This is a genomic window from Nocardia africana NBRC 100379, from assembly GCF_001612635.1.
Lineage (GTDB): Bacteria > Actinomycetota > Actinomycetes > Mycobacteriales > Mycobacteriaceae > Nocardia > Nocardia africana.
Genome location: NZ_BDAV01000006.1, coordinates 476,780 through 500,613, shown reverse-complemented (window position 1 = coordinate 500,613; position 23,834 = coordinate 476,780). Strand labels below are relative to the sequence as shown.

Below are 23,834 nucleotides of genomic sequence, written 5' to 3'. Positions count from 1 at the left end.
TCTGCGCTACTGCTGCGGATTCCAGACCGCGGGCCAATCCTTGCCGCGGAAGGCCGCATCGATACCGCCGTCGCAGAAGATGACCGAGCCGACGAAGAAGCCGGCCTTGGCCGACAGCAGGAAGGCCGCGAGTTCGGCGATCTCCTCCGGGCGTCCCGGCCGCCCGATCGGGGTCATGGCGAGGAACTGCTTCATGCCCTCACCGGTGAGCGCGTCCTTGCTGCCCTCCTGGGTCATCGGGGTGTCGATGATGCCGGGCGCGATGGCGTTGAGGCGGATGCCGTCGGCGATGTACTCCGCCGACTTGGTGCGGGCGTACCAGGCCAGGGCCGCTTTCGTCGCCGGGTAGGCCTGGATCGCGCCCAGGTCACCGAACGATTCGGCGATGCCGCGGGCGCGTTCCTCCGCACCGGCCAGGCAGGCATCGGCCAGCTCCACCGGCCAGAGTGGTTGTGTCGTCGTGGAATTCGACGACACCAGCACCACCGAGGCGTTGCCGGACTCGCGCAGCAGCGGCCGCAGCCCCTCCAGCAGCGCGATCGCGCCGAAATAGTTCACCGACACCACGAGCCCACCGGGACGCCCGGTCGCGGCGGCGACCCCGGCGAAGGGCAGGAATCCGTCCAGCCGGCCCGCGCTGATCCGGGTGACCTCGGCGACCGCGTGCGCGCGTCCCTCGGCGGTGCCCAGGTCGGCGGTCACCTCGGCGTCGCGCAGATCGACCCCGATGACCCGGTGCCCTTCCTTCTCCAGGTGGGCGGCGACGGCCGCCCCGATCCCCGACGCGCTCCCGGTTACGGCGATGGTCCCCATCGACCCTCCTGTTTCGGCTGGATGAAACCACGAATATTCGAAATCGAGGCTAGTGGCGGGCTCCGGTCGTGTGGGGCTTCGTTCCGCTGAGCGGGCCTGGCGGACTCCGTGCGTCCGGCCGTCGGGACTTTCACCCTTCGCGGACCTCGAGCCCGCGTCGGCCGTTGGTCACGCCGCGACCCGCGCCGCCGCCAAAGCGCTCGCCCACCAGCGCAATTGGTCGAGCATTCCCGCTGCCGCCGCCTCGGATCCGGTCGGTGCGGTCCACCGTCCCTCGGCGTCGAACTGCTGGTAATACCGGGGGAAGGACACGTAGTCGCGGATCGTGTGGGCGTTCAGCTCGGCGAACACCTGGCGCAGGTGGGCGATGGCGTTCAGCCCACCGCTCGCACCGCTGTAGCCCACGAAGCCGACCGCCTTGCGGTCCCACTGCGTGTAGTGCCAGTCGATCGCCGTCTTGATCGAGGCCGGGTAACTGCTGTTGATGTCGGGAGTGACGATGACGATCGCATCCGCGGCATCCAGACGCCGGGTCAGATCGACCATTCCGGCGGGACGCGGCGGATTCGGTTCCATTCGCGGCGGGACCGCCGGCAGTGCGACGGGCAGATCGGCCTCGGCGAGATCGATCAGGTCGACCTCGAAGCCGTCGTGCCGCCGGGCCTGTTCGGCGAACCACTCGCCGACCACCGGCCCGAACCGGCCCTCCCGGACGCTGGCGATGACAACGGCGAGCCGCAGTGTGCTGCTGGACATTTCGGATCTCCTTCGGAAAGCGTCGTTCGCTGTCGTCGACTCTGCCGTCCGGGCGCGAGGCCAGGGAGCCCGCTGTGAGGGTGGTAGTGAGAGGGATACCCTCGGCGCGCCCGGCGCTGTTAGCGTCGATCTGTGAGCGATAACGAGCTGGGCCTTTTCCTGCGTACTCGGCGGGAGGCGGTCACCCCCGCCGAGGTCGGGCTCCCGGCCGGACCCCGCCGCCGCACCCCGGGCCTGCGCCGCGCCGAACTCGCGACACTCGCCGGCGTCAGCGTCGAATACCTGATCCGGTTGGAGCAGGGCCGCGACCGGCATCCGTCGGCGGGCGTGCTGTCCGCATTGGCCGATGCCCTCCGATTGAGCCCGAGCGAGCGCGTTCAGCTGCATCGCCTGGTCAAATCCGCCGATCCCGGATTCAGCTGCACCGGCGGCGCGCTGCCGAATCGCCTGGTCCGGCCCGCGGTCCAGGCGATTCTGGACCGTCTCGCCCCGGCGCCCGCGGCCGTCTTCAACCGACTCGGTGAGGTCCTGAGCTGCACCGATGGCTACCGCGCGCTGGTCGGCGGCACCGGCTTGCTCGACCATGGCCTGCCCGCGGGGTATCCGCGCTGGCTGTTCACCGATCCGCGGGCCCGCGAGGTGTATCCCGAGTGGGACCGTTGTGCCGATCTCGCGGTGGCGAATCTGAAGGCCGGTCCCTTCCGCTCGGATCCGGCCGTCGCCGCGCTCGCCGACGAGCTGACGCTGCTGGCGGGCGCCGAATTCACCCGTCGCGTCGCCGACATCGCCGGACTGCCGGATACCAGCGGCATCAGCCGGATGGACCATCCCGAGGCGGGCCCGCTGCGGCTGGCCTACGAGCGGCTGGACCTGTCCGCCGACGACGACCAGTACCTCCAGGTCCAGCTGCCCGCGGACGACGCGACGGCCGCGGCCCTCGATGCGCTGCTGGGCCGCCGCCCGGGGGGATTGCGCGCGGTATCGGGCTGAGCCGGCCGCCCGCCGCGTCGCCCGGGCTGCCGAGGACTCGCCGCATTTCACCGCCATCTGCGTGAGCGGTAGATTGGACAACCGTGCATCCTGACGTTTCCGCTGATCTCGCCGAACTCGACACCACGTTGAAGACTGTCGAGTCGGTGCTCGACATCGACGAGCTGCGCCGTCGCATCGACGAGCTCGAACATCAGGCCGCCGACCCGGAGCTGTGGAACAACCAGGAACACGCCCAGCAGGTGACCAGCGAGCTGTCGCACGCCCAGGGTGAGCTGCGCCGCGTCACCGAACTGCGGCAGCGGCTCGACGATCTGCCCGTCCTCTACGAACTCGCCGAAGAGGAAGAGGGCGAGGCGCGCACGGCCGCCCTCGCCGATGCCGACGCCGAACGGGCCGCGCTGCACGCCGACGTCGAGGCGATGGAGGTTCGCACCCTGCTCTCGGGCGAATACGACAAGCGCGAGGCGCTGGTCAACATTCGTTCCGGCGCCGGTGGGGTGGACGCCGCCGACTGGGCGCAGATGCTGATGCGCATGTACGTGCGCTGGGCCGAGCGGCACAAGTATCCGGTCGAGATCTACGACACCTCCTACGCCGAGGAGGCGGGCATCAAGAGCGCCACCTTCGCGGTGAAGGTGCCCTACGCCTACGGCACCCTCTCGGTGGAGATGGGCACGCACCGCCTGGTGCGGATCAGCCCCTTCGACAACCAGGGCCGGCGTCAGACCTCCTTCGCCGAGGTCGAGGTGCTGCCGGTGGTCGAGGGCACCGACCATATCGAGGTCCCGGAATCGGAGATCCGCGTCGATGTGTACCGCTCGTCGGGTCCGGGTGGTCAGAGCGTCAACACCACCGACTCGGCGGTGCGGATCACCCACATTCCGACCGGCATCGTGGTGACCTGCCAGAACGAGAAATCGCAGCTGCAGAACAAGATCTCCGCCATGCGCGTGCTGCAGGCGAAACTGCTCGAGCGCAAACGGCAGGAGGAGCGCGCCGAGATGGATGCGCTCAAGACCAACGAGGGCGCCTCCTGGGGTAATCAGATGCGCTCGTACGTGCTGCATCCGTACCAGATGGTCAAGGACCTGCGCACCAACTTCGAGGTGAACAATCCGTCCTCGGTTCTCGACGGTGATATCGACGGCTTCATCGAAGAGGGAATCCGGTGGCGAATGCGGCAGGACGCGTGAAACTCGCCTATCACGGCACAATCACGGCATATCGGTCGGCGGTCGGTCGTAGTAACCTGGCTGGCGTGTGTTCGGGCGGCAGAATGGCTTGTGTCGGTGCACGGTTGATACCGGAAAGGATGCGCCGATGACGACGACTCTCGCCACCGGGACCGGTGCGGAATTCACGTCGTGGCTGCGTGGCAGCGGGCTCGAGATCGTGCTGCTGGTCGTCGGCGCGATGCTGTTCAGCCGCTTCGCCACCTTCGTGCGCGACCGCATCACCCGCCGCATCGACTCCGGTTTCCAGAGCAGCGATTCGCTGGTGCGCACCGAGGCCGCCAAACATCGGCATGCGCTGGCCCAGGTCATCACCTGGGTGGTGCTGGTGATCGTGTACTTCCTGGTATCGCTGGAAGTGTTGCGGCGCTTGGGCTTCCAGCTCAGCGGCCTGGTCGCGCCGGCGGCGGTGCTCGGTGCCGCGCTCGGTTTCGGTGCCCAGCGCATCGTGCAGGATCTGCTCGCCGGATTCTTCCTGATCACCGAGCGGCAGTACGGATTCGGTGATGTGGTGCGCATCGCGGTCACCGGACAATCCGAGCCGGCCGAAGGTACCGTGGAGGACGTCACGCTGCGGATCACCACATTGCGCAATCCGGACGGGGAGGTCATCACGGTGCCCAACGGGCAGATCGTGAAAGTGACCAATCTGTCGAAGGATTGGGCTCGTGCGGCGATCGATGTGCCGGTGCCCGCCACCGCCGATATCACGAAGGTCAACGAGATCCTGCACGAAGTGGGCGCCAAAGCATTTCAGGATCGCCGCCTGAAATCGCTACTGCTGGACGAACCTACGGTGATGGGTCTGGAAGATCTCACCGTCGATCAGATGAACATCCGGATGGTGGCCCGCACATTGCCGGGTAAACAATTCGACGTCGGACGCGAGCTGCGAGTGCGTGTCGCCGCGGCGCTGCGTCGGGAGGGCTTGAGTGAAACCGCGTAAATCGACCGCGATCCTGCTCAGTGTCTGGGTCGCGACGCTCGTGCTGTATCTGTTCGTGAAACCGGCCACACCGGACCATTCAGGTTTCAACATCGCGAATACCGTTTCCGGTTCCGCGCTGACGACCGGGCCCGCCCGCTGACCTCTTTGTGACACGTCGCATGCCGTGGAGTGGGCCGAAGTGTGCCATGACTTCGCTGGCTACACTGGCACCTCGTGATCACCCTGCGGAACGTCACCAAGTCATATAAAACCTCGACGAGACCCGCGCTGGACAATGTTTCGGTCGAGGTCGACAAGGGCGAGTTCGTCTTCATTATCGGACCGTCCGGGTCGGGTAAATCGACGTTCATGCAACTGTTGCTGAAAGAGGTCAAGCCGACCACCGGCGAGGTGCATGTCGCGGATTTCCGGGTCGACCGGTTGCCCGGGCGGCGGGTGCCCAAGCTGCGCCAGCGCATCGGCTGCGTCTTCCAGGATTTCCGGTTGCTGCAGCAGAAGACGGTCGAGCAGAACGTGGCGTTCGCGCTCGAGGTGATCGGCAAGAATCGCAAATTCATCAATCGGGCGGTGCCGGAGGCGCTGGACCTGGTGGGTTTGTCCGGTAAGGCGGATCGCCTGCCGACCGAGCTGTCCGGCGGTGAACAGCAGCGCGTCGCGATCGCCCGGGCGTTCGTGAACCGGCCGCTGGTGCTGCTCGCCGACGAACCCACCGGCAACCTGGACCCCGACACCAGTCAGGACATCATGATGTTGCTGGAACGCATCAACCGCACGGGCACCACGGTGCTGATGGCCACCCACGACAATCACATCGTCGACGCCATGCGCCGGCGTGTGGTCGAACTCGATCGCGGGCGCCTGGTCCGCGACGAGGCCACCGGCGTGTACGGGGTGGGCCGGTAATGCGCGCGAGCTTCCTGTTCGGTGAGGTTTTCAACGGCCTACGCCGCAACGTCACCATGACCATCGCGATGATCCTCACCACCGCGGTCTCGCTCACCATGCTCGGCGGGGGCATGCTGGCGGTCCGGATGGCCGACAAGACCGAGCAGTACTTCCTGGACCGGCTCGAGGTGCGGCTGTATCTGACCGAGGACGTCTCGGCCACCGATCCGGACTGCTCACAGGATCCGTGCAAGGCCCTGATGTCGGCGCTCAAAGCCGAGCCGGGCGTGGAATCGGTGCAGTACCTCAATCGCGAGGAGGCGGTCCGCGAGGCGAAGGAGAAGACCTTCAAGGACCAGCCCGAGCTGGCCAAATACGTCAGCGAGTCGCCGCTGCCGGCCTCGCTGCGCGTCAAGATGACCGACGCCGCGCAGTACCCGCGCATCTTCAAGGACTTCCAGGGCAAGCCCGGCGTCGGATTCGTGCGCAACGACAAGGACATCGTCGACCGGCTGGTGAGCCTGTTCGACGGCCTGCGCAACGCTGCCTTCGGCCTGGCCGTGCTGCAGGCCCTGGCCGCCCTGCTGTTGATCGCGAATATGGTGCAGATCGCGGCGTTCACCCGTCGTGAGGAAGTCGGCATCATGCGCCTGGTCGGCGCGACGCGCTGGTACACCCAGTTGCCCTTCCTGCTCGAGGCGGTGGTCGCCGCCCTGGCCGGCTCGGTGCTGGCGGTGATCGGACTGATGATCGCGCGACCGCTGGTCATCGACCGCGCCCTCGGCGACCTGTTCGCGTCGAAGGTCTTCCCGCGCATCACCGGCGACGACATCGCGGTGGTGGCGCTGACCGTGGTGCCGGTGGGTATCGTGTTCGCCGCGCTGACCGCCTACGGCACGCTGCGCTACTACGTGCGCGAATAGGAGTTCCGGGGTCCGGCCGGAGCAGAGCAGGTCGATGGCTTCGCCGACCCGGCCGGTCTCGCAGGTGAGCATCTCGACCGCGGCCGGCTCGGCGAACCAGCGCCGGAACCGGCCCGCCGCGGCATCGGCGGTGCCGGTCTCGGACGGACTTCGGCGGGATCGGGCCGCGCTGCGCCTCGCTGCGGCGGGGAGCCTCGTGGACGGGGTGCGGCTGTGGATTGGGGGTTCGGATCGTCGGTGGGGGTCCGTAGGATGGCTGGCGTGAATTCCCCGGAGACGCTCGAGACGGCCGACGCTTCGTCGCGCACTGTGGAAACCGATGCGGCGCAACAGGTTCTGCAGCGGGTATTCGGGTACGACAGTTTCCGGGGATTACAGCGCGAGATCGTCGATCAGGTCGTCTCCGGTGGTGATGCGCTCGTTCTGATGCCTACCGGCGGCGGCAAGTCGCTGTGTTATCAGATTCCGGCGCTGGTGCGGCCGGGGGTGGGTGTGGTCATCTCACCGTTGATCGCGCTGATGCAGGATCAGGTCGATGCGCTGACCGCACTCGGCGTGCGTGCCGGTTTCCTCAACTCCACCCAGTACCCGGACGAGCGGCGTACGGTCGAGGCGCAGTTCGTCGCGGGTGAGCTGGATGTGCTGTATCTGGCGCCGGAGCGGTTGAAGCTCGAATCGACCGCGGAATTGCTCGATCGCGGCAAGGTGTCGGTCTTCGCCATCGACGAGGCGCACTGTGTGTCGCAGTGGGGCCACGACTTCCGGCCCGACTATCTGGCGCTGTCGGTCCTGCACGAACGCTGGCCCGACGTGCCGCGGATCGCATTGACCGCCACCGCCACCGAGGCCACGCGCCGCGAGATCGCCGAGCGGCTCGACCTCACCGGGGCGAAGCACTTCGTCGCGGGTTTCGACCGGCCCAATATCCAGTACCGGATCGAGCCGAAGAATCGTGCCGATCAGCAACTGCTGTCGTTCATCCGCACCGAACATCCGGGGGACGCGGGCATCGTCTACTGCCTGTCCCGCAATTCGGTCGAGCGGACCGCGGAATTCCTGTGCCGCAACGGAATCGAGGCGGTGCCCTATCACGCCGGACTGGACGCGCGCACCCGCGCCACCAATCAGGCCAGGTTCCTGCGCGAGGACGGACTGATCGTCGTCGCGACCATCGCCTTCGGCATGGGCATCGACAAACCCGATGTGCGGTTCGTGGCACATCTGGATCTGCCCAAGTCGGTGGAGGGCTACTACCAGGAGACCGGCCGTGCCGGCCGCGACGGCCTGCCGTCCACCGCCTGGATGGTCTACGGCCTCAACGATGTTGTGCAGCAACGCAAAATGATCGACTCCTCCGAAGGAGACGCGGCACACCGGCGGCAGTTGCAACTCCATCTGGATGCGATGCTCGCGCTGTGCGAGACCGTGCAGTGCCGCCGCACCCAGCTGCTCAACTACTTCGGCCAATCCGGTGAGACCTGCGGTAACTGCGACACCTGCCTGAACCCGCCGGAATCCTGGGACGGCACGGTCGCCGCGCAGAAGGTGCTCTCGACGGTCTTGCGGCTCAAACGCGAACGCGGACAGAGCTTCGGCGCCGGACATATCGTCGACATCCTGCTCGGGAAGTCGAATCCGAAAGTGTTGCAGCACAAGCACAACGAGTTGAAGGTCTTCGGCGTCGGCGCCGACCTGCGCGATACCGAATGGCGCGGCGTGATCCGCCAGCTGCTCGCCCAGGGCCTGCTCGCGGTGCACGGTGAATACGGCGTGCTGACCCTCACCGAAGCCAGCGACGAGGTGCTGTTCAAAAACCGCACGGTACTCATGCGTCGCGAGCCGGAACGCGTGAAGCCACCGCGCGCCGCCAAGGCGAAGGCCTCGCGTCTCGCCGCGGCCGAGCTGGCACCCGCGGCGGCGGATCTGTTCGAACAGCTTCGTGCCTGGCGCGCCTCGGTCGCCAAGGAGCAGGGCGTTCCCGCCTACGTCGTCTTCCACGACGCCACCCTGCGCGACATCGCCGGCCGCGCCCCCTCGAGCCTGGCCGAACTCGGTGGCATCAGCGGTATCGGTGAGAACAAACTCGCGAAGTACGGCGAGGGCGTCCTGGAGGTGGTCGCGGGCTTCGATGCGGGTGGTTCGGGCGGTGCGGAGGCGACGGCCTCGCGCCCGAACCGAGCCGAGCGACCGGCCGACCAGCGCGGCTCCTCCCGCGCACCCGCATCGAGTGCGCGCTCGCGCCCCGAACGCTCTCGCGGCCCGGTCACGCGCTCGAGGTTCGAGGCCGCGGAACCGGCAGCCGCGCACGATTCGACGAACTGGGATATCCCCGACGCGGACTTCGAGCCCCCGCCGGACGACTTCTACTGAGCCGATCCTTCCGCTCACCAGTCCTACGTTTATCGATCCGCTCGGCGAGGGTAACCGTCTCGCCGTGACGCATGGCCAGGACGGAGTGATCGAGAGCAACGGGTTGCCGGGAACCCACGGCACGGCTTCAGGCGCCGATTCCGCCGTGCCCGCGACGCCGGGTCCTTCCCGGATCGAGGTGCGGCCCCTGGGCCGGATCGGCATGCCCCGGCGGCTGCGGCCGGCGCGGACCGGTATGCGGCCCTCGACGCTGGCACTCATTACCGTGTGGATTGCCGTGTTGGCGCTCTATCTGGCGGTGCGGCCCGGCGGATAGCGGTAGCGTGCCGCTATGTCCCACGACCATCACGACGACCGCTCCGATCAGTCGTCGGATTCCGGGCCCGGCGACGATCCGCCGGATGCCGCGAAACCCGGACCTCGCCGCACCCGAGCGGATTCGGTCGACGCCGGGTGGCTGCGTCCGCACACGAACCCGCTCGGTCGCCCGCGGCTGACGACCGTGGTGCTGCTGCTCGCCTGGATCGCCCTGCTGATTCTGTATCTGCAGGTCCGCCCCGGCGGCTGACCGCGCGTCAGCGGTCGGTGCTCACCCGCTCCCACATCATCGCCTCGTGCCAGCCGTAGCGCTGAAAGGCCCAGTCCTGCACGGTCTTTGCGACGAGTTCGAAGGCGGGGGAGTGCGGGGTTCCCCAGCGCGCGGTGTCGCGCACGCTGGCCCGGAACTGCATCCCCGGCCCGCCCCCGCCGTATTCGACGATATAGCCGCGACCGTCGTCGGGATCGATGCGCCGATCCATCTCGACGCGCAGATAGTGTTGGGCCGCAGGCGAACCCGGGCGTTCGACGACGAGTTGGGGTTCTCGATAATCCAACTCGGCCAAGAGGTCGTGTAGTTGCGCATCGGTCGGGTCGTCGAGTACACGATCCGAGGCGGTGCTCACTCTGAATCTGGGTACCGTTGTCACGCAATCATTTTGCGCGCCCGGGCGCTGATGGGTACACGGAATCGGTTCCCGGCGGTGGGGATGTCCGCAATCGTCCGCAGCCGCCGCTGTCCGGTGCGGTGGTTCCTCCCCGCGTCACCGCTCCCGGGCGGGTTGCCGGATATCGCCGACCGTGAGCCGGATCACGGCATGTTCCGGGCCGGAATTTCGTTGTTCTTCTGTTCGGCAGCCGTGTAAACCGGACAGGTCCGTAACGCTCGACGGGCATCGAGGCACAATGACAGCGTGGAGCGCCGCCGAGCTGCGCGGAGTCGAGGGAAAGGTGTTCATGAAGGAGAAGGGGCGCAAGGTCATCGCCACCAACCGCAAGGCGCGGCACAACTACACGATCCTCGACACCTATGAGGCGGGGATCGCGCTGGTCGGTACCGAGGTGAAGAGCCTGCGGGAGGGGAAGGCGTCGCTGGTGGACGCCTACGCCACCATCGACGACGGTGAGGTGTGGCTGCGTGGCCTGCACATTCCCGAATACGGGCACGGCACCTGGACCAATCACGCCCCGCGCCGGACCCGGAAGCTGCTGCTGCACCGTCGCGAGATCGACAAGCTCACCGGGAAGACCAAGGAGAGCTCGCAGACCCTCGTCCCGCTGTCGATGTACTTCACCGACGGCAAGGTGAAGGTCGAACTGGCGTTGGCCAAGGGTAAGCAGGACTACGACAAGCGTCACGACCTGGCCCGCCGCACCGCGGAGCGCGAGGTGACGCGCGAGCTCGGCCGCCGCGTGAAAGGCATGCGCTGACCGGCGGGAATGTATGACGGCGAAGTGATGTTAATATGAACAGCCCGGCCACCAGCCGGGTGTTCAACTGAGTTGACTACGGGGCTGATCGGTTTCGACTGCGTACGTCGATTCAGGGGAAGCGTGTCGGTGCAGGCAGGAGACCACCGTAAGCGTCGCTGTAACCCAATAAGCGCCGATTCTCATCAGCGCGACTACGCTCTCGCTGCCTAAGCAGTAGAGCGTGTCTGTCAGTCCGGGTTTGCTCTCGGCCCGGGTACTGGCATCAGCTAGAGAGCTTCACCGTCCGGCTCGGTCGCGGAGTCGTACGGGACAGCAAACAGCGACTGGGATCGTCATCTCGGCTTGTTCGCGTGACCGAGAGATCCGAGTAGAGGCTCAGCGAACTGCACACGGAGAAGCCCTGAAGAAGCGGCGGAGGACCCGGGTTCAATTCCCGGCAGCTCCACCACAGGCCCCTCACCTGAGCCCCAGGTGAGGGGCTTTTTCATGCTCCAGCGGGGTGCCGGCTGGGTGGCGTGGGCAGTAGTGGGCGCATGAAGGTGCGCTCGTAGCGCAGGACGCATCCGCTGTCGTCTCTGATGCGATCGGCGTCGACGAAGTCGGGATCCACACCGAAGCGGGTGCGGTATTGCTCGTAGGCCGCCAGGCTCGCAAAGCTGAACAATGCCAGCTCCTTGTCGCTCGTGCCTTCGCCCGGCAGGAAGTACCCGTGGTGGGTGCCACCGTGGGCGTCGACCAGTTCCATCCAGCGGCGTGCGAATCGCGAACGCGGTGTCGGCTTACGTCTGTCCACGAGGGTAGAACTGAGGTCGTGACGCGGTATGCATACGACTCGGGGGCCGGCGCGCTTGTCGCGAGTTGGGGGACCGGCGGGGGTGACGTGGCCGAGACCATCGCGACTCTGCCGGGAACGGTGGAGGCGGAGGTCGGGCTCGCGCTGGCGGCGGCGCTGACGAAACTGTCGGAATACCAGTGGCGGACCTATACGCATCCGGCGTCGGCGGCGGGGGATCCGGAGGTGCCCAACAGTGTGGCGTGGCATCGGGCCGAGGAGCGCCATCGGTTCCGTGACGTGGAGGCGGCCGTGCGGGAACCGAATCTGCCCGACGAGGACGGGATGATGGCGGTGTCCTACAGCGTGGTCGAGGAGGCGGCGCATCGAGTCGGGCGGGTGGCTCATCTGATCGGCGACGCGACGCTGGTGGACGCGCTGGTCGCCGAGGTACGGACCGAGCAGGCGGCGATCGAGGCGGCGGAGCTGGGCGATCTGTCCGGACGGGCCCGGCAGGCGGTGGAATTGTCGCGCGCGGATATTTCGCCCGTGCAGGTGCACGCGGCCGATGCGCTGTTCTACGCCGACCCGCTCGCCTCCCTCGACCGGTTCACCGATATCGATCCGGCCGCCGCCGCGGTGGCCGCCGCACGCTGGCTGCACCTCGCCGCCCAGGTCGCGGCCGAGGCCGCGGAGGTACATCCCGTGCACGTGGTCGCTGAGGCGGACAATCTGGAGGCGCTTCGAGTGGAGACGCCGACGCTGGTGCTGGAGCGGTTGTGCGCGGGCGAGAGCCCGACCGCCGTGGTGGTCGACCTGATCGCCGACGCGCTCGCCGCCGCCGAGGGCCGGGTGCGCAACCCGGCCCGCATCGTCGAGGCCGCCGAGGCGATCGAAAGACGCCTGCGCGGAGACGAACTCGACGAGGAGGGCCTGACCGCGCTCACCGACGAATTCCGGATCTCGTGCCTCGATCCGGCCCGCCCGGCCGTCGATCTGCTGGAAGACTTGTTGGACGCCATCCGCGGCTGCCGGCTGCTGTACTGCGAGGAGTACGAGTCGGGGTTCGAAGACGCGGTGCGGGCCGAGGCCGACGACCAGCGCCCGCCGCTGTTGTAGCCGCTCAGGCGCCGGGTTCGCCGTAGGCCGCGGCGATCTCCTTCGATCCACTCCACCGGCTGTAGGTGGGCGATTGCGGCCATCCCTCGGGGGAGTCCTGCCATTCCTCCTGGCGGCCGTAGGGCAGCAGGTCGATGAGTGCGAAGTTGTAGCCGAGCTGTTCGGTGCCGCGGCCGTCGGTGTGCCAGGTGCGGTAGACGGTGTCGCCGTCGCGCAGGAAGACGTTGACCGCGAAGCCGCCGCCGGGAGGTGCGCCGACATCCGCGCCGAAGGAGCTGTTCGCGGTCGAGTACCAGGTCATCGTGTTGCCGACACGCCGTTTGTAGGCCAGTGCCTCGCCGATCGGTCCCTGGGTGACGATGACGAAGCGGGCGTCCCAGTTGTCCAGGAACTCCAATCGGGTGAATTGCGAGGTGAATCCGGTGCAACCGGGGCATTGCCACGTTTCGCCGGGGAACCACATGTGGTTGTAGACGATCAGCTGCGACCTGCCCTCGAAGACGTCCGCCAGCCGGACCGGCCCGTTCTCGCCCTCGAGGGTGTAGTCGGGCATCCGCACCATCGGCAGGCGGCGGCGCGCGGCGGCGATCGCGTCGAGTTCCCGGGTCACGGCCTTCTCCCGCACCCGCAGCGCGTCGAGTTCACGCTGCCAGGTCTCGGCGTCGACGACGGGTGGCAGTGCTGTGGTGCTCATGGGTCCTCCCTGACCGTTCTCCCGGATTGCGAGCTGTAGATACAGACGCGGTACCGCTTCGGAACTCATCGGTCGCGGCCCGTCGATTCACGAGCGGGTGCGGCGGAAGGTGGTGCGGTAGTCGCCGGGGCGCTGTCCGGTGTGTTCGGCGAACAGGGCGGCGAAGGTGCCCGCATCCCGGTATCCGACGGCGCCGCAGATGTCGGTGACGGTGCGGTCGGTGGTCTCGAGCAGGTGGCGGGCGCGGCGCACGCGTGCGGACTGCAGATAATCGAGCGGACTGCGTCCGGTCTCATCGGCGAAGCGGCGCAGCAGGGTGCGGGTGCTCACGTGGAAGGCGCTCGCCAGTGCGGTGAGGTCGTAGCGGGCGGTGAGATTGCGATCGAGGTGACGCATCACCTTGCGGGAGAACGTGTTTCCGGGTTGTGGAAGCAGACGCGCGTCGACGTACGGAGTCTGCGACGAGCGGGCGTCGTCGACGAGGGCGATCCGCGCGGTGGTCCGCGCGACCCGCGCGCCGCTGTGCCGTGCGATCAGATCCAGCGCGAAGTCGTACATGGCGCTGAAGGCGGCCGTCGTCGTCACCCCGCGGTCGGTGACGACCAGCCGATCCGGCCGGATGTCGGCCTCGGGGCATTGCTGCGCGAGCTCGTCGGCGAACAACCAGGCCGTCGTGGCCTGCCGGCCCGCGAGCAGCCCGGCCCGGGCGAGCAGGAACGCGCCCACACAGATCGAGACGACGGCTCCGCCCGCGGCGGCATGGTCGCGGATCGCCGCGATCTCGGCGGACAGCGGTGGCAGCCGGGCATCCGGATCGAGACCCGGAACGAGTTCGAAGCCCGGCACCACGAGGATGTCGACCTCGCGCAACGGCGAAACCGACAGTGCCACACCGCCGGACGCCACCACCCGGCGCCGCGGCGAGATCACCGTCACCTGGTATCCCGCGCGATCCGGGCCCGCGATGTGCGCGGCCATCGTCAGCAGATCGGGAATCCCGAACACCTCGGAGGCGAAGCAGCCCGGATACGCCAGCACACCCACTCGATACGCGCTCACGACCCGCCTCCTCGTCCGATGGCGAGATTACCCCTGAATATGGCGATCCCGCCGATCGCTTTCCCGGCGATTCCGGTCGACGCTGACCGCATGGATATCGACGACGACCCGCTCGCCGCTTTCGCACCCCGCCTCGTCGACGTGGACGGGGTGAGCAAGACCGTCTACACGGCCGGATCCGGCCCGGCCGTCGTGGTGATGCCGGAGATGCCGGGAATCAGCCCCGACGTCCTGCGGCTCGCACGCTGGATCCGCGACGCGGGGTTCACCGTCTACCTCCCCTCGCTGTTCGGCGTCGACGGCGCCCATCCCACGGTCGAGGAGGGCGCCGACGTCGTGCGGCGCGCCTGCGTCAGTGCCGAATTCCGGGCGTTCGCGGGCGGCGGAACGAGTCCCGTCACGCGATGGCTGCGCGGGCTCGCGCGGCTGGCCCACGACGAATGCGGCGGTCCCGGAGTCGGCGCGCTCGGGCTGTGTTTCACCGGCAATTTCGCGCTCACCATGACGCTCGAACCGGCCGTCGTCGCGCCGGTGGTGAATCATCCCTCGCTACCGCTGGACGACCCCGCCGGGATCGAGATGAGCGACGAGGACGCGGCCGCGATCCGCGACCGTATCCGGCGCGACGGTCTGACCGTCCTGGCCTACCGTTTCGACAACGACCGCTGGTGCACCGGCCGCCGCTTCGCCGCCTACCGGGCGCTGCTCGGTGACGCCTTCGACGGCCGCGTGCTGGCGGGCGATTCCGCCAACCCCGCTCCGCCGCCGTTCTTCCGCGACGTCGTCCAGACCCCGCACAGCATCGTCACCGCGCATTTCGTCGACGAGGAGGGCCACCCCACCCGCGCCGCCCGCGACGAGATTCTCGAGTTCCTCAGCGCGCGCTTACACACGCCGACAACGGAATAGCGCCGCGATCGACCATGGCCGGTCGCCCCCGGATTCCTCGACGCCGGCTCACTCGATGCCGCACGAACCACACCCGGCGGCGTGAGAATTGCCGGCCGATAGCCGATCCGCTCCCGAAAAGCCTTCCGCCGCATCGGACTCTGCGTCCGCACGCGTAGTCGGCTACAGTTCCGGGAACTCTGGAAGTGATGGGGAGCACTCACGATCGGGGATGGCAATGGCGGACCGCGAGCGCTACATCCGCAAGTATCTGAAGGCGTTGCGGGCGGTATACGTTCCGGATGAGCGACCGCGGATTCTGCCGGCCTTGGTGCGCCGCCGGAAGAATCGGCGTCTGCCCCCGCCGATCGTGCGGCTGATCGCGCCGGAGACAACCGAATTCGACCGCAGCACGGGCCTGCTGCCGCGCACGGGGGAGTGGCTGGCCGAACCCGGAGGCCGGCGGGCGGTGCCGCGGGCGGTGATCGACGTCGCCGACGCGCTGCCGGATATGTTCACTCCCGGTTTCGCCCCCGCCGGCGATCGGGAGATGGAGGGGCACTGCCTGCCCATTCTGCACGACCTCTACACCTGCTTCGCCAGTGACGATACGGCCATGGGCCCCATCGCTTTTCCTCGCTACCGCACCGCCGACTGGTTGACCAGGCAGCGATTGCACGGTTCGGCGACCGACGCCTCCGACGAACTGCGGGAACGGCTGCCGCAGCTACTGCGAGGGATACCGTCGGCCGATCGTTCCGCGACCGCACTGGGCGCGGTGGGCGGCACCGTGGCCCGGGTCCTGGCCGTGTTGTTGTCGCTGTGGCCGGTGGTGCGGTTGTGGTTGTTCGTGAGTTCGCATATTCCGGGACTCTCGCGGGTGAGCTACTGGTTCATGCACCAGCGCTACCTGTCTCCGGGCCTGTCGCACAGTTTCGTCGGCTTCGGCGTGCGCCTGACCGAGCCGATGCGCGCCCGGGAGAACAAGGACCAGATCGCGAAACTGCTGGTGAACGCGTTTCTCGAGGACTTGCGTGCGGCCTATCGCCGCGTGCCGTGGCGGCCTTCGGGGTGGCGGCGAACGGCCTATCCGGTCGCGCTCCTCGACGGCGTCACCGCCGATGACGGTGCCGACCGAATAATTCGGTTCGTCAACGAGATTCGCAACGAGACCGGGCTTTTCGATCCGCTGGTGATCGTGGCGCGGATCGAGCATTCGAAGGAATCGCCGGATGCCCGATTCGACGATCTCGGTGTCACGGTCGACGGTGAAACCCGGGATCCGCTGCTCTCGTGGCGCGACGATATCGACGAGAGCCGCCGCCACCGCAACACCGACAGCTGGTATCTCACGCTGCCCCTGCCGGAATCGCTGAGCGAATCACTGCCGCGGTTCGATCGGTCCGAACTGGCCTATCCGCCCGCACCACCGTGGGCGGCCCGCCGGTCGATGGTGGCCGCGGTGGCGTTGCTCCCGGTCGTCGCCCTGGTGGCGGCGGCCGTTGCCGTCGTCCAGCCCCGGATCGTCGCCGGATGTACCGCGTCGCCATGGCGGTCCGGGGTGGACGTCGCCGTGCGCGGTACCGAATGTGTCGGCCTGAGTAGTACTGCGACACAGGTCTTTTCCGACGATCTCGAACTCGGCGAGATGCAGCGCGAGGTTTTCCACCAGAACGACGTGGCCGCCCGGTTGCGCCACGACAATCCGCGCCGTCCCCTCGTCACGCTGGTCTACTTCGCGGGGATGACCTACGTCGATCGCAACGGGCGCTATCCGCACGCCCAGGCCGAGGAACTGGCCGGATTGGCGGTGCGCCAGCGCTGGGCCAACAAACAGAGCGGTGCGTCGGAACCGCTGCTGCGCGTCGTGATCGCCAACGGCGGGACGACGATGCGATACGCCACGTGGGTGGTCGACCATCAGATCGGCCGGTTGGTGCGTTCGGATCCGACCGTGGCCGGAGTGATCGGCCTGGACCGCAGTACCGCCGAAACCCGCAGGGCGATAGCACGATTGGGTGAGCTCGGGGTTCCGACCATGGCGACCACCTTGTCCGCGGACGGCCTGGAGGAGGTCTCACCGCTCTATTTCCAACCCGTACTACCCAACTCGATGCAGGCGAAGTTGGTCGCCGATTATGTCCTCGGCGCGCGGAATCTCGATGGCACTCCCCGCTACGGCACGGTGAACGTCTACGTCTCCGACGACCCGGCCGACATCTACGTCAGGACGTTGGAGAGCGATCTGCGACATGAGCTCGGGGACCGGTTCGGCGAGATCCAACCTTGGTCCGATCAGGGACAGATCCCCAGTCGGCGGATGCCCTGCGCCCCGACGGACCGCTCGCAGCCGAGGGATCTGCTGTTCTTCGGCGGTCGCAATCCGGATTTCGGCCCCTTCGTCAGTGCGGTGGCCCAGCACTGCGGTGCCGACATGCCGCCGATCCTCGCCAACGACACCGCCACGCGCGCGGTCTCGGACAAACTGGTCCAGAATTCGGCGCCGACCGGATTTCCCGTTCACTACGTCGCCAAAGGCGTGCCGGCACTGCTGGCGGGCAGAAACTGTGTTCGCGACGGCGAGCCCGTTCGACCCGCGAGCCCGAACATGCACACACTGTGTGCCGAGCTGCGGGATCTCCGCCGGGCGCTTCCGCATTTCCAGGTGAGCTGGCCCGGTGATCGCACCGGCATCGGATTCGACGTCGCCGAACTGTTCCTGGGAGCGGTGAAGCGCAACCGAGCGCGGCCGGAGTACTCGGGAGCGGTCGTCAACCGCGCCGCCATCGCGCTCGAACTGCGCCGAGGCGATCTCGATGCCGACACCGTGACCGGGAACCTTCGCTTCGACGGTCCGCGCGGACTGGTCAGCGGCGCATCGATCGCGATCCTGATGACCCCGGATCTCAACGACGCCGAGACCCCGCCCACGTGTCTGCTGCAACTGCCGCTCCCGCCCGAAGGCGGCAACGGCTGCCCGCCCGGCACCGGAAGCGACACCGAAAGGTGGGTGCGGCCCGGGTGAGGCCACACCACCGCATCGTCGGCCGATGCGGTGCGGTAGTAAGGATCCATGGAGGCCTTCTATCGACCCGATCCCGCCGATCCCGCGCTGTTCCACTCCACCGAGCTGACCCGCGGGCCGTGGTCGCCGGATGCGCAGCACGCGGGGCCGCCGTCGGCGCTGCTCGGGCATGTGATCGAGCGCTGCGAGCCGCGGCCCGGATTCCGGGTCGGCCGGGTGGCGGTCGAGATTCTCGGGCCCGTCCCGATCGCGCCGCTGCGGGCCGAGGCCCGGGTGGTGCGGCCGGGGCGCAGCGTGGAGTTGATCGAAGCCACCGTCGCCACCGACCGTGGACCGGTGTTGAAGGCGAACGCGTGGCGGCTGCGAGTGGCCGATCCGGAGGTCGAGGTGCCGGCGGATGCGGTGGCGGCCGGCGCGTATCCCGGACCGGACACCGTGGCGCAGAGTGGGGAGTTCCCCAGCAACCAGCCCGTCGGATTCCACACCGGAATCGACTACCGCTTCGTCGCCGGCTCCTTCCAGCAGCCCGGACCGGCGGTGTGCTGGATCAAGCTGCGCTATCCGATCGTCGCCGGGACCACGCCGAGCCCACTGGAGCGGACCCTCGCGGCGGCCGATTCCGGTAACGGCGTCAGCGCGGTATTGGATTGGGAGCGTTACCTTTTCATCAATACCGATCTCACCGTCACGCTGCATCGCGAGCCGGTGGGGGAGTGGGTCTGCCTGGATGCGGTCACCTACCCCGAACGCAGCGGCATCGGGATGGCCGAATCCCGGCTCTACGACGAGAAGGGGCCGGTCGGCCGCAGCACCCAGACTCTGCTGATCGGCGACCGGTAGGCGGGCGCGGCCGCCGCATTCTTCCCGCCACGGGCGACCCCGTACCCCTCGGCTACCGTGGCGACGTGGACGAGTGTGGAACCTGTTGATGTCGAGGGTATTTCGCTGGGGAGCCGCCGTGCTGGCGGTGGCGGCCGTGTTCGCCACCTCGGGTGCGGTGGTTCCGTCGCCCGTCACCGGCATGGACCGCTTCTATCGCCAGCAGGCGATGTGGAAGCCGTGCGGTATCGACACCGTGGACGCCGCCGGCGGATCCTGCGCGACTGTGCGGGTACCGCTGGACTACACCGACCCCGACGGCCGAACCCTGAACATCGCGATATCCCGGGTGCCGGCGACCGATCCGGACCACAGGCGTGGCGCCCTGCTGGCCGATCCCGGCGGCCCGGGAGCTTCGGGGCTGGATACCGTCGATCTGCTGGGAGACGTTCTCGCGCCGGACGTTCGAGCGCACTACGACCTGATCGGAATGGATCCCCGCGGCGTCGGGCGGTCCGGCGGGGGCCGGAGCTGCGGCTGGCCGATCGGTGAGATGATCCGCTCCGCCGGCGTCGGGCTGGACGGATTCCTCGCCGACACCGCCCGCGCCGCGCGTCTGGCAATGGCCTGTCTGGCAGGCGATTCCGCCGCGCTGCGGCAGGTGACGACCCGGAACACGGCTCGCGATATGGAGGTGATCAGGCGCGTCCTCGGGGAACCCGCGCTGAGCTATTACGGCGTGTCCTACGGCACCTATCTGGGTGCCGTTTACGCACAGATGTTTCCGCGGTCGGTCGATCGCATGGTGCTCGACAGTGCGATCGATCCGGACCGGTACTGGACCGGGATGGTGCGTGACTGGGGTGCCGCCGACGAAGCGGCACTCGACGACTGGGCCGGATGGGCCGCCGGCCACGACCCGGACTATCACTTCGGCACGACGGCAACGCAGGTACGCGACACCGTCGAACAGTTGGTGAACGACCTGGCTCGCCGGCCGGTCACGGTGAACGGCTTCGCCGTCGACGATCACTGGCTGCCGTTCCTGCTGCACAACCTGCTGGGCAACTTCCGGCTGAACGGGAAGGCCGCCGACACCGTCGCCGAGTTGCGGGCGGCGGTGAGCGGAACGCCCGTCACCGACCGCACACCCTGGCTGACCGATACGCTGGATTCCCTTCGGCAATACGAGGATTCGGCACTGGCGTTCGTCGCCTGCGGTGACGATGCCGCGCCCGAGGATCCGGCGCGCTACTGGTCGGACATCGAAGAACGTCGCCCCACGCAGCCGATCTTCGGCGCGCTGGCGGCGAACATACAACCCTGCGCGTTCTGGCCCCGGCCCGCGGAAAGCCGCACCACCGTGCGGAATTCGGTTCCGGCGCTGATCGTGCAGGCGACCGGCGACCCCCGCACCCCCTACGATCACGCGCTCGCATTGCACCGCGATCTGATCGCGTCCCGCCTCGTCACGCTGGCGGATGTGCGGATTCACATGACGTTTCGTCCCGGTCTCAGCCGCTGCGTCGGCGCGGCGATCAACGGGTACTTCGCCGACGGCCGGTTACCCGCAGCCGATGTGGTGTGCGCGCCCGACACCGGAGCCGAGCCGTAGCACGGCTCCGGGCCTCGCCTCCGCGAAATCAGCGCGGCGCCATGCGAATCGCGCCGTCGAGGCGGATGGTCTCGCCGTTGAGCATCGGGTTCTCCACGATGTGGCGGGCCAGGGCCGCGTATTCGGTGGGGTCGCCGAGGCGGGCGGGGTGCGGGACCTGCGCGCCGAGGGCCTTGATGGCCTCCTCGGGCAGGGTGGCGAACAGCGGGGTGTGGAACAGGCCCGGCGCGATGGTGTTCACGCGGATGTTCACGCTCGCCAGGTCGCGGGCGATCGGCAGGGTCATGCCGACGATGCCGCCCTTGGAGGCGGAGTAGGCGGCCTGACCGATCTGGCCGTCGAACGCGGCGACCGAGGCGGTGTTGATGATGACACCGCGCTCCTCGCCCTCGAGTTCGGTGGCGGCGATGCGCTCGGCGGCCAAGCGGATCACGTTGAACGTGCCGATCAGGTTGACGTTGATGATCTTGGTGAAGTCGGCCAGGGGGAATGCGCCCTTCTTGCTGACCGTCTTGATCGCATTGCCGATACCGGCGCAGTTCACCGCGATCCGCAGGGTGCCCAGCTGCGCGGCGGCATCCAGCGCGGCGCTCACCTGCTCCTCGTTGGTGACGTCGGTCGCGGCGAAGACCACACCGTCGCCCAGCTCCTTGGCGATCGCCTCACCGTTGGACGACGGCAGGTCGATGATCACCACCTTGGCGCCTTGGCCGTGCAGTTCCTTCACCGTGGCCAGGCCCAGACCCGACGCGCCACCGGTGACCACGGCGACCGCATTCTCGAGCTTCATACGAGGTCCTTTCTGATCGGTATCGGCGTCAGACTAGTCGCCGCACCATCCACAAGTAAATAGCGGTTCGCCTCTCCGCTCGGTGTGGGGCGGGAGGTGAGCCGCAGTTTGTTCTCTGGTTATACCAGCTCACAGCGATACCACCGCGATGTTCCGGTGGATCGCGCAACCTGGATGTTCTGCCGAGTTCGCTATCTATCACTGGCCGGGCAAATACTAGAACATGTTACAGTTTCGGTGGAAGCGGCGGCAACCGCCGTGGTCGGGGCAAGGGTCTCCCGCAATGCGGTGACCGCCGCGGTGACGGCGGCGCCGCCGGTGGTCCACGCGGTTCCGGCGGGCTGGGTGGTGAGTACGACGACCACATAGCGGCCGGGCCGGCCCGCATCGGCGGAAACCAGGCCCGGTCGTGTTCAGCGTCGTGGAGTCGTCCAGTGTCATCCAGCCCTGTTTGATCGCCCAGTCCGTCCCGGGGAGGGCATCGGGGATTCCGAAGTATTGATCGGTTCCGTCGGCGGCGGTGGCGCTCGCCTGATGCAGCGCGGTGAGGATGAGATCCCGCGCGGGCTGCGGGATCTCGGCATCGATGTAGTGGTAGATCCGGACCACATCCGCCGGAGTGGTGAGTGTTTCGCCCCACTGGGCCGGATCGTCCGGCGGCACAGTGCCACCCAGTCCGATGTCCGCCGCGACCCGGGAGACGATGCCGGGGCCACCGTTGGTGTCCCAGAGCGCGTCGGCGATATCGTCGTCGCTGGCCGACAACATCTGCGACAGCATGGCAGCGGTATCCGAATCCGCCTGCCAGTTCGCACTTTTCAGCTCGTCGAGCGCGATCAGCAGTTTCACCACCGACGCGGTGTAGAACTGCTGATCGGTGTTCAGTCCCACGAGGATGGCTCCGGTGGTGGTGTCGACCACCTCGATACCCACCCGGCTGCCGGGTTCGGCGGTGAGGATCGCGTTCTGCATCCGCTGCGCCGGCGAGTTCGGCGACATCGGCTGGGCCGCAGCGGGAGTCGCATCGGTCGCCGCCGGGGCGACGGCACCGACGGTGGCGGAAGCGGGATGCGCCGCGGCGGTTCCGGTCGCCATATGTGTCACCGCGATCCCCGAAATCGCGAGTACGACAGCGAATCCCGCGACAGCCAGGGCGCACCGGCGCGGACGACCGGACAGAGTTTGCATATCTTCCAGAAACCGCGCAAAGCTGTGTACAGCTCGAGTGCCGGTTGGTAGAACGCTGTCGGTTCCCCGTGCGGTTGCTTTCGGGCGTGTTGGTGGACTCGGGCCCGGTCCCTGCGCCACGATCGTCGGGTGACCAAGAGCTCCTACCACCACGGAGATCTGCGGGCAACGCTGCTGACGGCGGCGGCCGAGCAGATCGCTGCCGACGGCGTCGACGCGGTCTCGCTGCGAGCGCTGGCCCAGCGCGCCGGCGTCTCACATGCCGCGCCCGCCCACCATTTCGGCAATCGGCAGGGCCTGCTCACCGCACTCGCGATCCGCGGATACGAGCTGCTGGCCGAGGAATTGCGAGGCTCCCGCGACGATTTCCGGGAGATGGCGGTCGCCTACATCCGCTTCGCGCGGCGCCACCCCGGGCACTTCGACGTCATGTTCCGCCACGACCTGCTGCGCGTCGACGATCCGGAGCTGATCGCGGCGCGCACCGTATCCGGCGAGGAATTGCGGTTCGGGGTAGCCCAATTGGGCGTCGCGGAATCCGCGCGACCGGCGACCGAACTCGCCGCCTGGTCGCTCGTGCACGGCTTCGCGTCGTTGTGGCGCGAGGGCGCGCTCACCGACTCCGATCTCGGCGGCGCCGACCCCGAACAGCTGGCCCGGCAGATGGTCGCCACCGTCGACTTCGTCGGTGCGAAAAGGTAACGACTACAGAGATTTTCGGCTCAGCGCTCGTGAACCATCTCGGCGACCCGGCGCTGGGCTTCGGTCGCGTCGGTGTCCACGACGGCGTCGGTGGTGGCGGATTCGCTCCGGCCGGCCAGCAGATCGCGGATTTCGATCAGCAATTCGGTTTGGGTCGGGACGGCCTTCTTCTTGCGGCTGAACCGTTTCTGCAAGGTGTTCATCGGAAGAATGAGCACGAAATACAACACCGTCGCCACCATGAGGAAATTGATCGCCGCACTGACGATCGGGCCGACCGCGATGAATGTGGCCGGTTTTCCGGCGACCAGTTGCACCCCCAATCCGAGCTGCCCGTTGGTCCCCACGACCGCGAGCAGCGGCTCGACGATTCCCTTCGTCACCGACGTGACGATCGCGGTGAAGGCCGTACCCATCACCACCGCGGTCGCCAATTCGATGACGTTGCCGCGCATCAGGAAGTCTTTGAACCCTTTGAGCATGTCAGCCT

The 23,834-nt window shown here is 67.8% G+C and carries 25 protein-coding genes and 1 other RNA gene; 17 read left to right on the top strand and 9 right to left on the bottom strand.

Annotated features, from left to right (window positions below):
- Positions 1 to 6: 6 nt before the first annotated feature.
- On the bottom strand, positions 7 to 813 hold the full coding sequence (locus NA3_RS10570; protein WP_062963344.1) for an SDR family oxidoreductase: 807 nt from the start codon (positions 811 to 813) through the stop codon (positions 7 to 9).
- A gap of 168 nt (positions 814 to 981) precedes the next feature.
- A complete protein-coding gene (locus NA3_RS10565) occupies positions 982 to 1,569 on the bottom strand; it encodes an NADPH-dependent FMN reductase (RefSeq protein ID WP_062963343.1) in 588 nt (195 codons plus the stop codon).
- A 132-nt stretch (positions 1,570 to 1,701) separates the two neighbouring features.
- Between NA3_RS10565 and NA3_RS10560 the strand changes: the two genes are divergently transcribed.
- The 9 genes from NA3_RS10560 (at position 1,702) to NA3_RS10520 (ending at position 9,489) form a co-directional block, all read left to right on the top strand.
- The gene (locus NA3_RS10560) at positions 1,702 to 2,559 is read left to right on the top strand and encodes a helix-turn-helix domain-containing protein (protein ID WP_062963342.1); all 858 of its coding nucleotides are present in this window, start codon (positions 1,702 to 1,704) and stop codon (positions 2,557 to 2,559) included.
- An 83-nt stretch (positions 2,560 to 2,642) separates the two neighbouring features.
- Complete coding sequence (prfB, locus tag NA3_RS10555) at positions 2,643 to 3,755, top strand: peptide chain release factor 2 (RefSeq protein WP_062963341.1); 1,113 nt, start codon at positions 2,643 to 2,645, stop codon at positions 3,753 to 3,755.
- Between the two features lie 127 nt (positions 3,756 to 3,882).
- On the top strand, positions 3,883 to 4,740 hold the full coding sequence (locus tag NA3_RS10550) for a mechanosensitive ion channel family protein (RefSeq protein WP_062963340.1): 858 nt from the start codon (positions 3,883 to 3,885) through the stop codon (positions 4,738 to 4,740).
- Complete coding sequence (locus NA3_RS36820) at positions 4,727 to 4,882, top strand: Rv3103c transmembrane domain-containing protein (protein WP_157126544.1); 156 nt, start codon at positions 4,727 to 4,729, stop codon at positions 4,880 to 4,882. Before NA3_RS10550 ends, NA3_RS36820 begins: the two co-directional genes overlap by 14 nt.
- 74 nt (positions 4,883 to 4,956) lie before the next feature.
- Positions 4,957 to 5,646, top strand: a complete 690-nt coding sequence (gene ftsE / locus NA3_RS10545) for a cell division ATP-binding protein FtsE (RefSeq protein ID WP_039780105.1) — start codon at positions 4,957 to 4,959, stop codon at positions 5,644 to 5,646.
- Positions 5,646 to 6,551, top strand: coding sequence for a permease-like cell division protein FtsX (ftsX, locus tag NA3_RS10540; protein WP_062963339.1), 906 nt, complete (start codon positions 5,646 to 5,648; stop codon positions 6,549 to 6,551). The genes ftsE and ftsX overlap by 1 nt, the downstream gene beginning before the upstream one ends.
- A 261-nt stretch (positions 6,552 to 6,812) precedes the next feature.
- Positions 6,813 to 8,921 carry a DNA helicase RecQ gene (gene recQ / locus NA3_RS10530; RefSeq protein WP_372464241.1) on the top strand — a complete coding sequence of 703 codons (2,109 nt, stop codon included), beginning with the start codon at positions 6,813 to 6,815 and terminating at the stop codon, positions 8,919 to 8,921.
- Between the two features lie 64 nt (positions 8,922 to 8,985).
- Positions 8,986 to 9,237: an Rv3103c transmembrane domain-containing protein gene (locus NA3_RS10525; protein ID WP_062963336.1), complete on the top strand. Its 252-nt coding sequence runs from the start codon at positions 8,986 to 8,988 to the stop codon at positions 9,235 to 9,237.
- 15 nt (positions 9,238 to 9,252) lie between these two features.
- A complete protein-coding gene (locus NA3_RS10520) occupies positions 9,253 to 9,489 on the top strand; it encodes a WLR motif membrane protein (RefSeq protein WP_062963335.1) in 237 nt (78 codons plus the stop codon).
- A 7-nt stretch (positions 9,490 to 9,496) separates the two neighbouring features.
- Here NA3_RS10520 and NA3_RS10515 read toward each other — a convergent pair whose 3' ends face one another.
- Positions 9,497 to 9,865, bottom strand: coding sequence for a hypothetical protein (locus NA3_RS10515; RefSeq protein WP_062963334.1), 369 nt, complete (start codon positions 9,863 to 9,865; stop codon positions 9,497 to 9,499).
- A 331-nt stretch (positions 9,866 to 10,196) separates the two neighbouring features.
- On the opposite strand from NA3_RS10515, the gene smpB reads away from it, so the two are divergent.
- On the top strand, positions 10,197 to 10,670 hold the full coding sequence (gene smpB, locus NA3_RS10510) for an SsrA-binding protein SmpB (RefSeq protein ID WP_040720876.1): 474 nt from the start codon (positions 10,197 to 10,199) through the stop codon (positions 10,668 to 10,670).
- 80 nt (positions 10,671 to 10,750) lie between these two features.
- Positions 10,751 to 11,121, top strand: a transfer-messenger RNA (tmRNA) gene (gene ssrA, locus NA3_RS10505).
- 36 nt (positions 11,122 to 11,157) lie between these two features.
- On the opposite strand, the gene NA3_RS38510 is transcribed toward ssrA, so the two are convergent.
- A complete protein-coding gene (locus tag NA3_RS38510; protein ID WP_062963333.1) occupies positions 11,158 to 11,466 on the bottom strand; it encodes an NIPSNAP family protein in 309 nt (102 codons plus the stop codon).
- Positions 11,467 to 11,484: 18 nt separating this feature from the next.
- Here NA3_RS38510 and NA3_RS10495 point away from each other — a divergent pair, with 18 nt between their 5' ends.
- Complete coding sequence (locus tag NA3_RS10495; RefSeq protein ID WP_128145129.1) at positions 11,485 to 12,564, top strand: hypothetical protein; 1,080 nt, start codon at positions 11,485 to 11,487, stop codon at positions 12,562 to 12,564.
- A 4-nt stretch (positions 12,565 to 12,568) separates the two neighbouring features.
- On the opposite strand, the gene NA3_RS10490 is transcribed toward NA3_RS10495, so the two are convergent.
- On the bottom strand, positions 12,569 to 13,258 hold the full coding sequence (locus NA3_RS10490; RefSeq protein ID WP_062963610.1) for a DUF899 domain-containing protein: 690 nt from the start codon (positions 13,256 to 13,258) through the stop codon (positions 12,569 to 12,571).
- A gap of 87 nt (positions 13,259 to 13,345) precedes the next feature.
- A complete protein-coding gene (locus NA3_RS10485) occupies positions 13,346 to 14,317 on the bottom strand; it encodes a GlxA family transcriptional regulator (RefSeq protein WP_062963331.1) in 972 nt (323 codons plus the stop codon).
- 90 nt (positions 14,318 to 14,407) lie between these two features.
- Here NA3_RS10485 and NA3_RS10480 point away from each other — a divergent pair, with 90 nt between their 5' ends.
- The 4 genes from NA3_RS10480 to NA3_RS10465 all read left to right on the top strand — a co-directional run bounded on the left by NA3_RS10480 (position 14,408) and on the right by NA3_RS10465 (position 20,664).
- Complete coding sequence (locus tag NA3_RS10480) at positions 14,408 to 15,226, top strand: dienelactone hydrolase family protein (RefSeq protein WP_062963609.1); 819 nt, start codon at positions 14,408 to 14,410, stop codon at positions 15,224 to 15,226.
- A 211-nt stretch (positions 15,227 to 15,437) separates the two neighbouring features.
- Positions 15,438 to 18,230, top strand: coding sequence for a type 1 periplasmic-binding domain-containing protein (locus NA3_RS10475; protein ID WP_227995342.1), 2,793 nt, complete (start codon positions 15,438 to 15,440; stop codon positions 18,228 to 18,230).
- Between the two features lie 48 nt (positions 18,231 to 18,278).
- Positions 18,279 to 19,070: a thioesterase family protein gene (locus tag NA3_RS10470; protein ID WP_062963329.1), complete on the top strand. Its 792-nt coding sequence runs from the start codon at positions 18,279 to 18,281 to the stop codon at positions 19,068 to 19,070.
- An 88-nt stretch (positions 19,071 to 19,158) separates the two neighbouring features.
- Positions 19,159 to 20,664 (top strand): alpha/beta fold hydrolase, encoded by a 1,506-nt coding sequence (locus NA3_RS10465; protein ID WP_062963608.1) that lies wholly within the window; start codon positions 19,159 to 19,161, stop codon positions 20,662 to 20,664.
- Between the two features lie 28 nt (positions 20,665 to 20,692).
- Here the strand turns inward: NA3_RS10465 and NA3_RS10460 are convergent, their stop codons facing one another.
- Complete coding sequence (locus NA3_RS10460; RefSeq protein ID WP_062963328.1) at positions 20,693 to 21,454, bottom strand: 3-hydroxyacyl-CoA dehydrogenase; 762 nt, start codon at positions 21,452 to 21,454, stop codon at positions 20,693 to 20,695.
- Between the two features lie 216 nt (positions 21,455 to 21,670).
- Positions 21,671 to 22,549, bottom strand: a complete 879-nt coding sequence (locus NA3_RS10455) for a serine hydrolase (protein ID WP_062963327.1) — start codon at positions 22,547 to 22,549, stop codon at positions 21,671 to 21,673.
- A gap of 222 nt (positions 22,550 to 22,771) precedes the next feature.
- On the opposite strand from NA3_RS10455, the gene NA3_RS10450 reads away from it, so the two are divergent.
- Positions 22,772 to 23,344 (top strand): TetR/AcrR family transcriptional regulator, encoded by a 573-nt coding sequence (locus tag NA3_RS10450; RefSeq protein ID WP_062963326.1) that lies wholly within the window; start codon positions 22,772 to 22,774, stop codon positions 23,342 to 23,344.
- A gap of 20 nt (positions 23,345 to 23,364) precedes the next feature.
- Here NA3_RS10450 and mscL read toward each other — a convergent pair whose 3' ends face one another.
- On the bottom strand, positions 23,365 to 23,826 hold the full coding sequence (mscL, locus tag NA3_RS10445) for a large conductance mechanosensitive channel protein MscL (RefSeq protein WP_062963325.1): 462 nt from the start codon (positions 23,824 to 23,826) through the stop codon (positions 23,365 to 23,367).
- Between the last annotated feature and the right edge of the window lie 8 nt (positions 23,827 to 23,834).

What these genes read in the sequence shown, in the direction of transcription:
- NA3_RS10570 (WP_062963344.1), bottom strand. Translation starts at nt 813, where the DNA reads ATGGGGACCATCGCCGTAACCGGGAGCGCGTCGGGGATCGGGGCGGCC.
- NA3_RS10465 (WP_062963608.1), top strand. Translation starts at nt 19,159, where the DNA reads ATGTCGAGGGTATTTCGCTGGGGAGCCGCCGTGCTGGCGGTGGCGGCC.
- mscL (WP_062963325.1), bottom strand. Translation starts at nt 23,826, where the DNA reads ATGCTCAAAGGGTTCAAAGACTTCCTGATGCGCGGCAACGTCATCGAA.
- NA3_RS10455 (WP_062963327.1), bottom strand. Translation starts at nt 22,549, where the DNA reads ATGGCGACCGGAACCGCCGCGGCGCATCCCGCTTCCGCCACCGTCGGT.
- NA3_RS10565 (WP_062963343.1), bottom strand. Translation starts at nt 1,569, where the DNA reads ATGTCCAGCAGCACACTGCGGCTCGCCGTTGTCATCGCCAGCGTCCGG.
- NA3_RS10490 (WP_062963610.1), bottom strand. Translation starts at nt 13,258, where the DNA reads ATGAGCACCACAGCACTGCCACCCGTCGTCGACGCCGAGACCTGGCAG.
- NA3_RS10550 (WP_062963340.1), top strand. Translation starts at nt 3,883, where the DNA reads ATGACGACGACTCTCGCCACCGGGACCGGTGCGGAATTCACGTCGTGG.
- NA3_RS10475 (WP_227995342.1), top strand. Translation starts at nt 15,438, where the DNA reads ATGGCAATGGCGGACCGCGAGCGCTACATCCGCAAGTATCTGAAGGCG.
- ftsX (WP_062963339.1), top strand. Translation starts at nt 5,646, where the DNA reads ATGCGCGCGAGCTTCCTGTTCGGTGAGGTTTTCAACGGCCTACGCCGC.
- NA3_RS10470 (WP_062963329.1), top strand. Translation starts at nt 18,279, where the DNA reads ATGGAGGCCTTCTATCGACCCGATCCCGCCGATCCCGCGCTGTTCCAC.
- NA3_RS10480 (WP_062963609.1), top strand. Translation starts at nt 14,408, where the DNA reads ATGGATATCGACGACGACCCGCTCGCCGCTTTCGCACCCCGCCTCGTC.
- NA3_RS10520 (WP_062963335.1), top strand. Translation starts at nt 9,253, where the DNA reads ATGTCCCACGACCATCACGACGACCGCTCCGATCAGTCGTCGGATTCC.
- smpB (WP_040720876.1), top strand. Translation starts at nt 10,197, where the DNA reads ATGAAGGAGAAGGGGCGCAAGGTCATCGCCACCAACCGCAAGGCGCGG.
- NA3_RS10460 (WP_062963328.1), bottom strand. Translation starts at nt 21,454, where the DNA reads ATGAAGCTCGAGAATGCGGTCGCCGTGGTCACCGGTGGCGCGTCGGGT.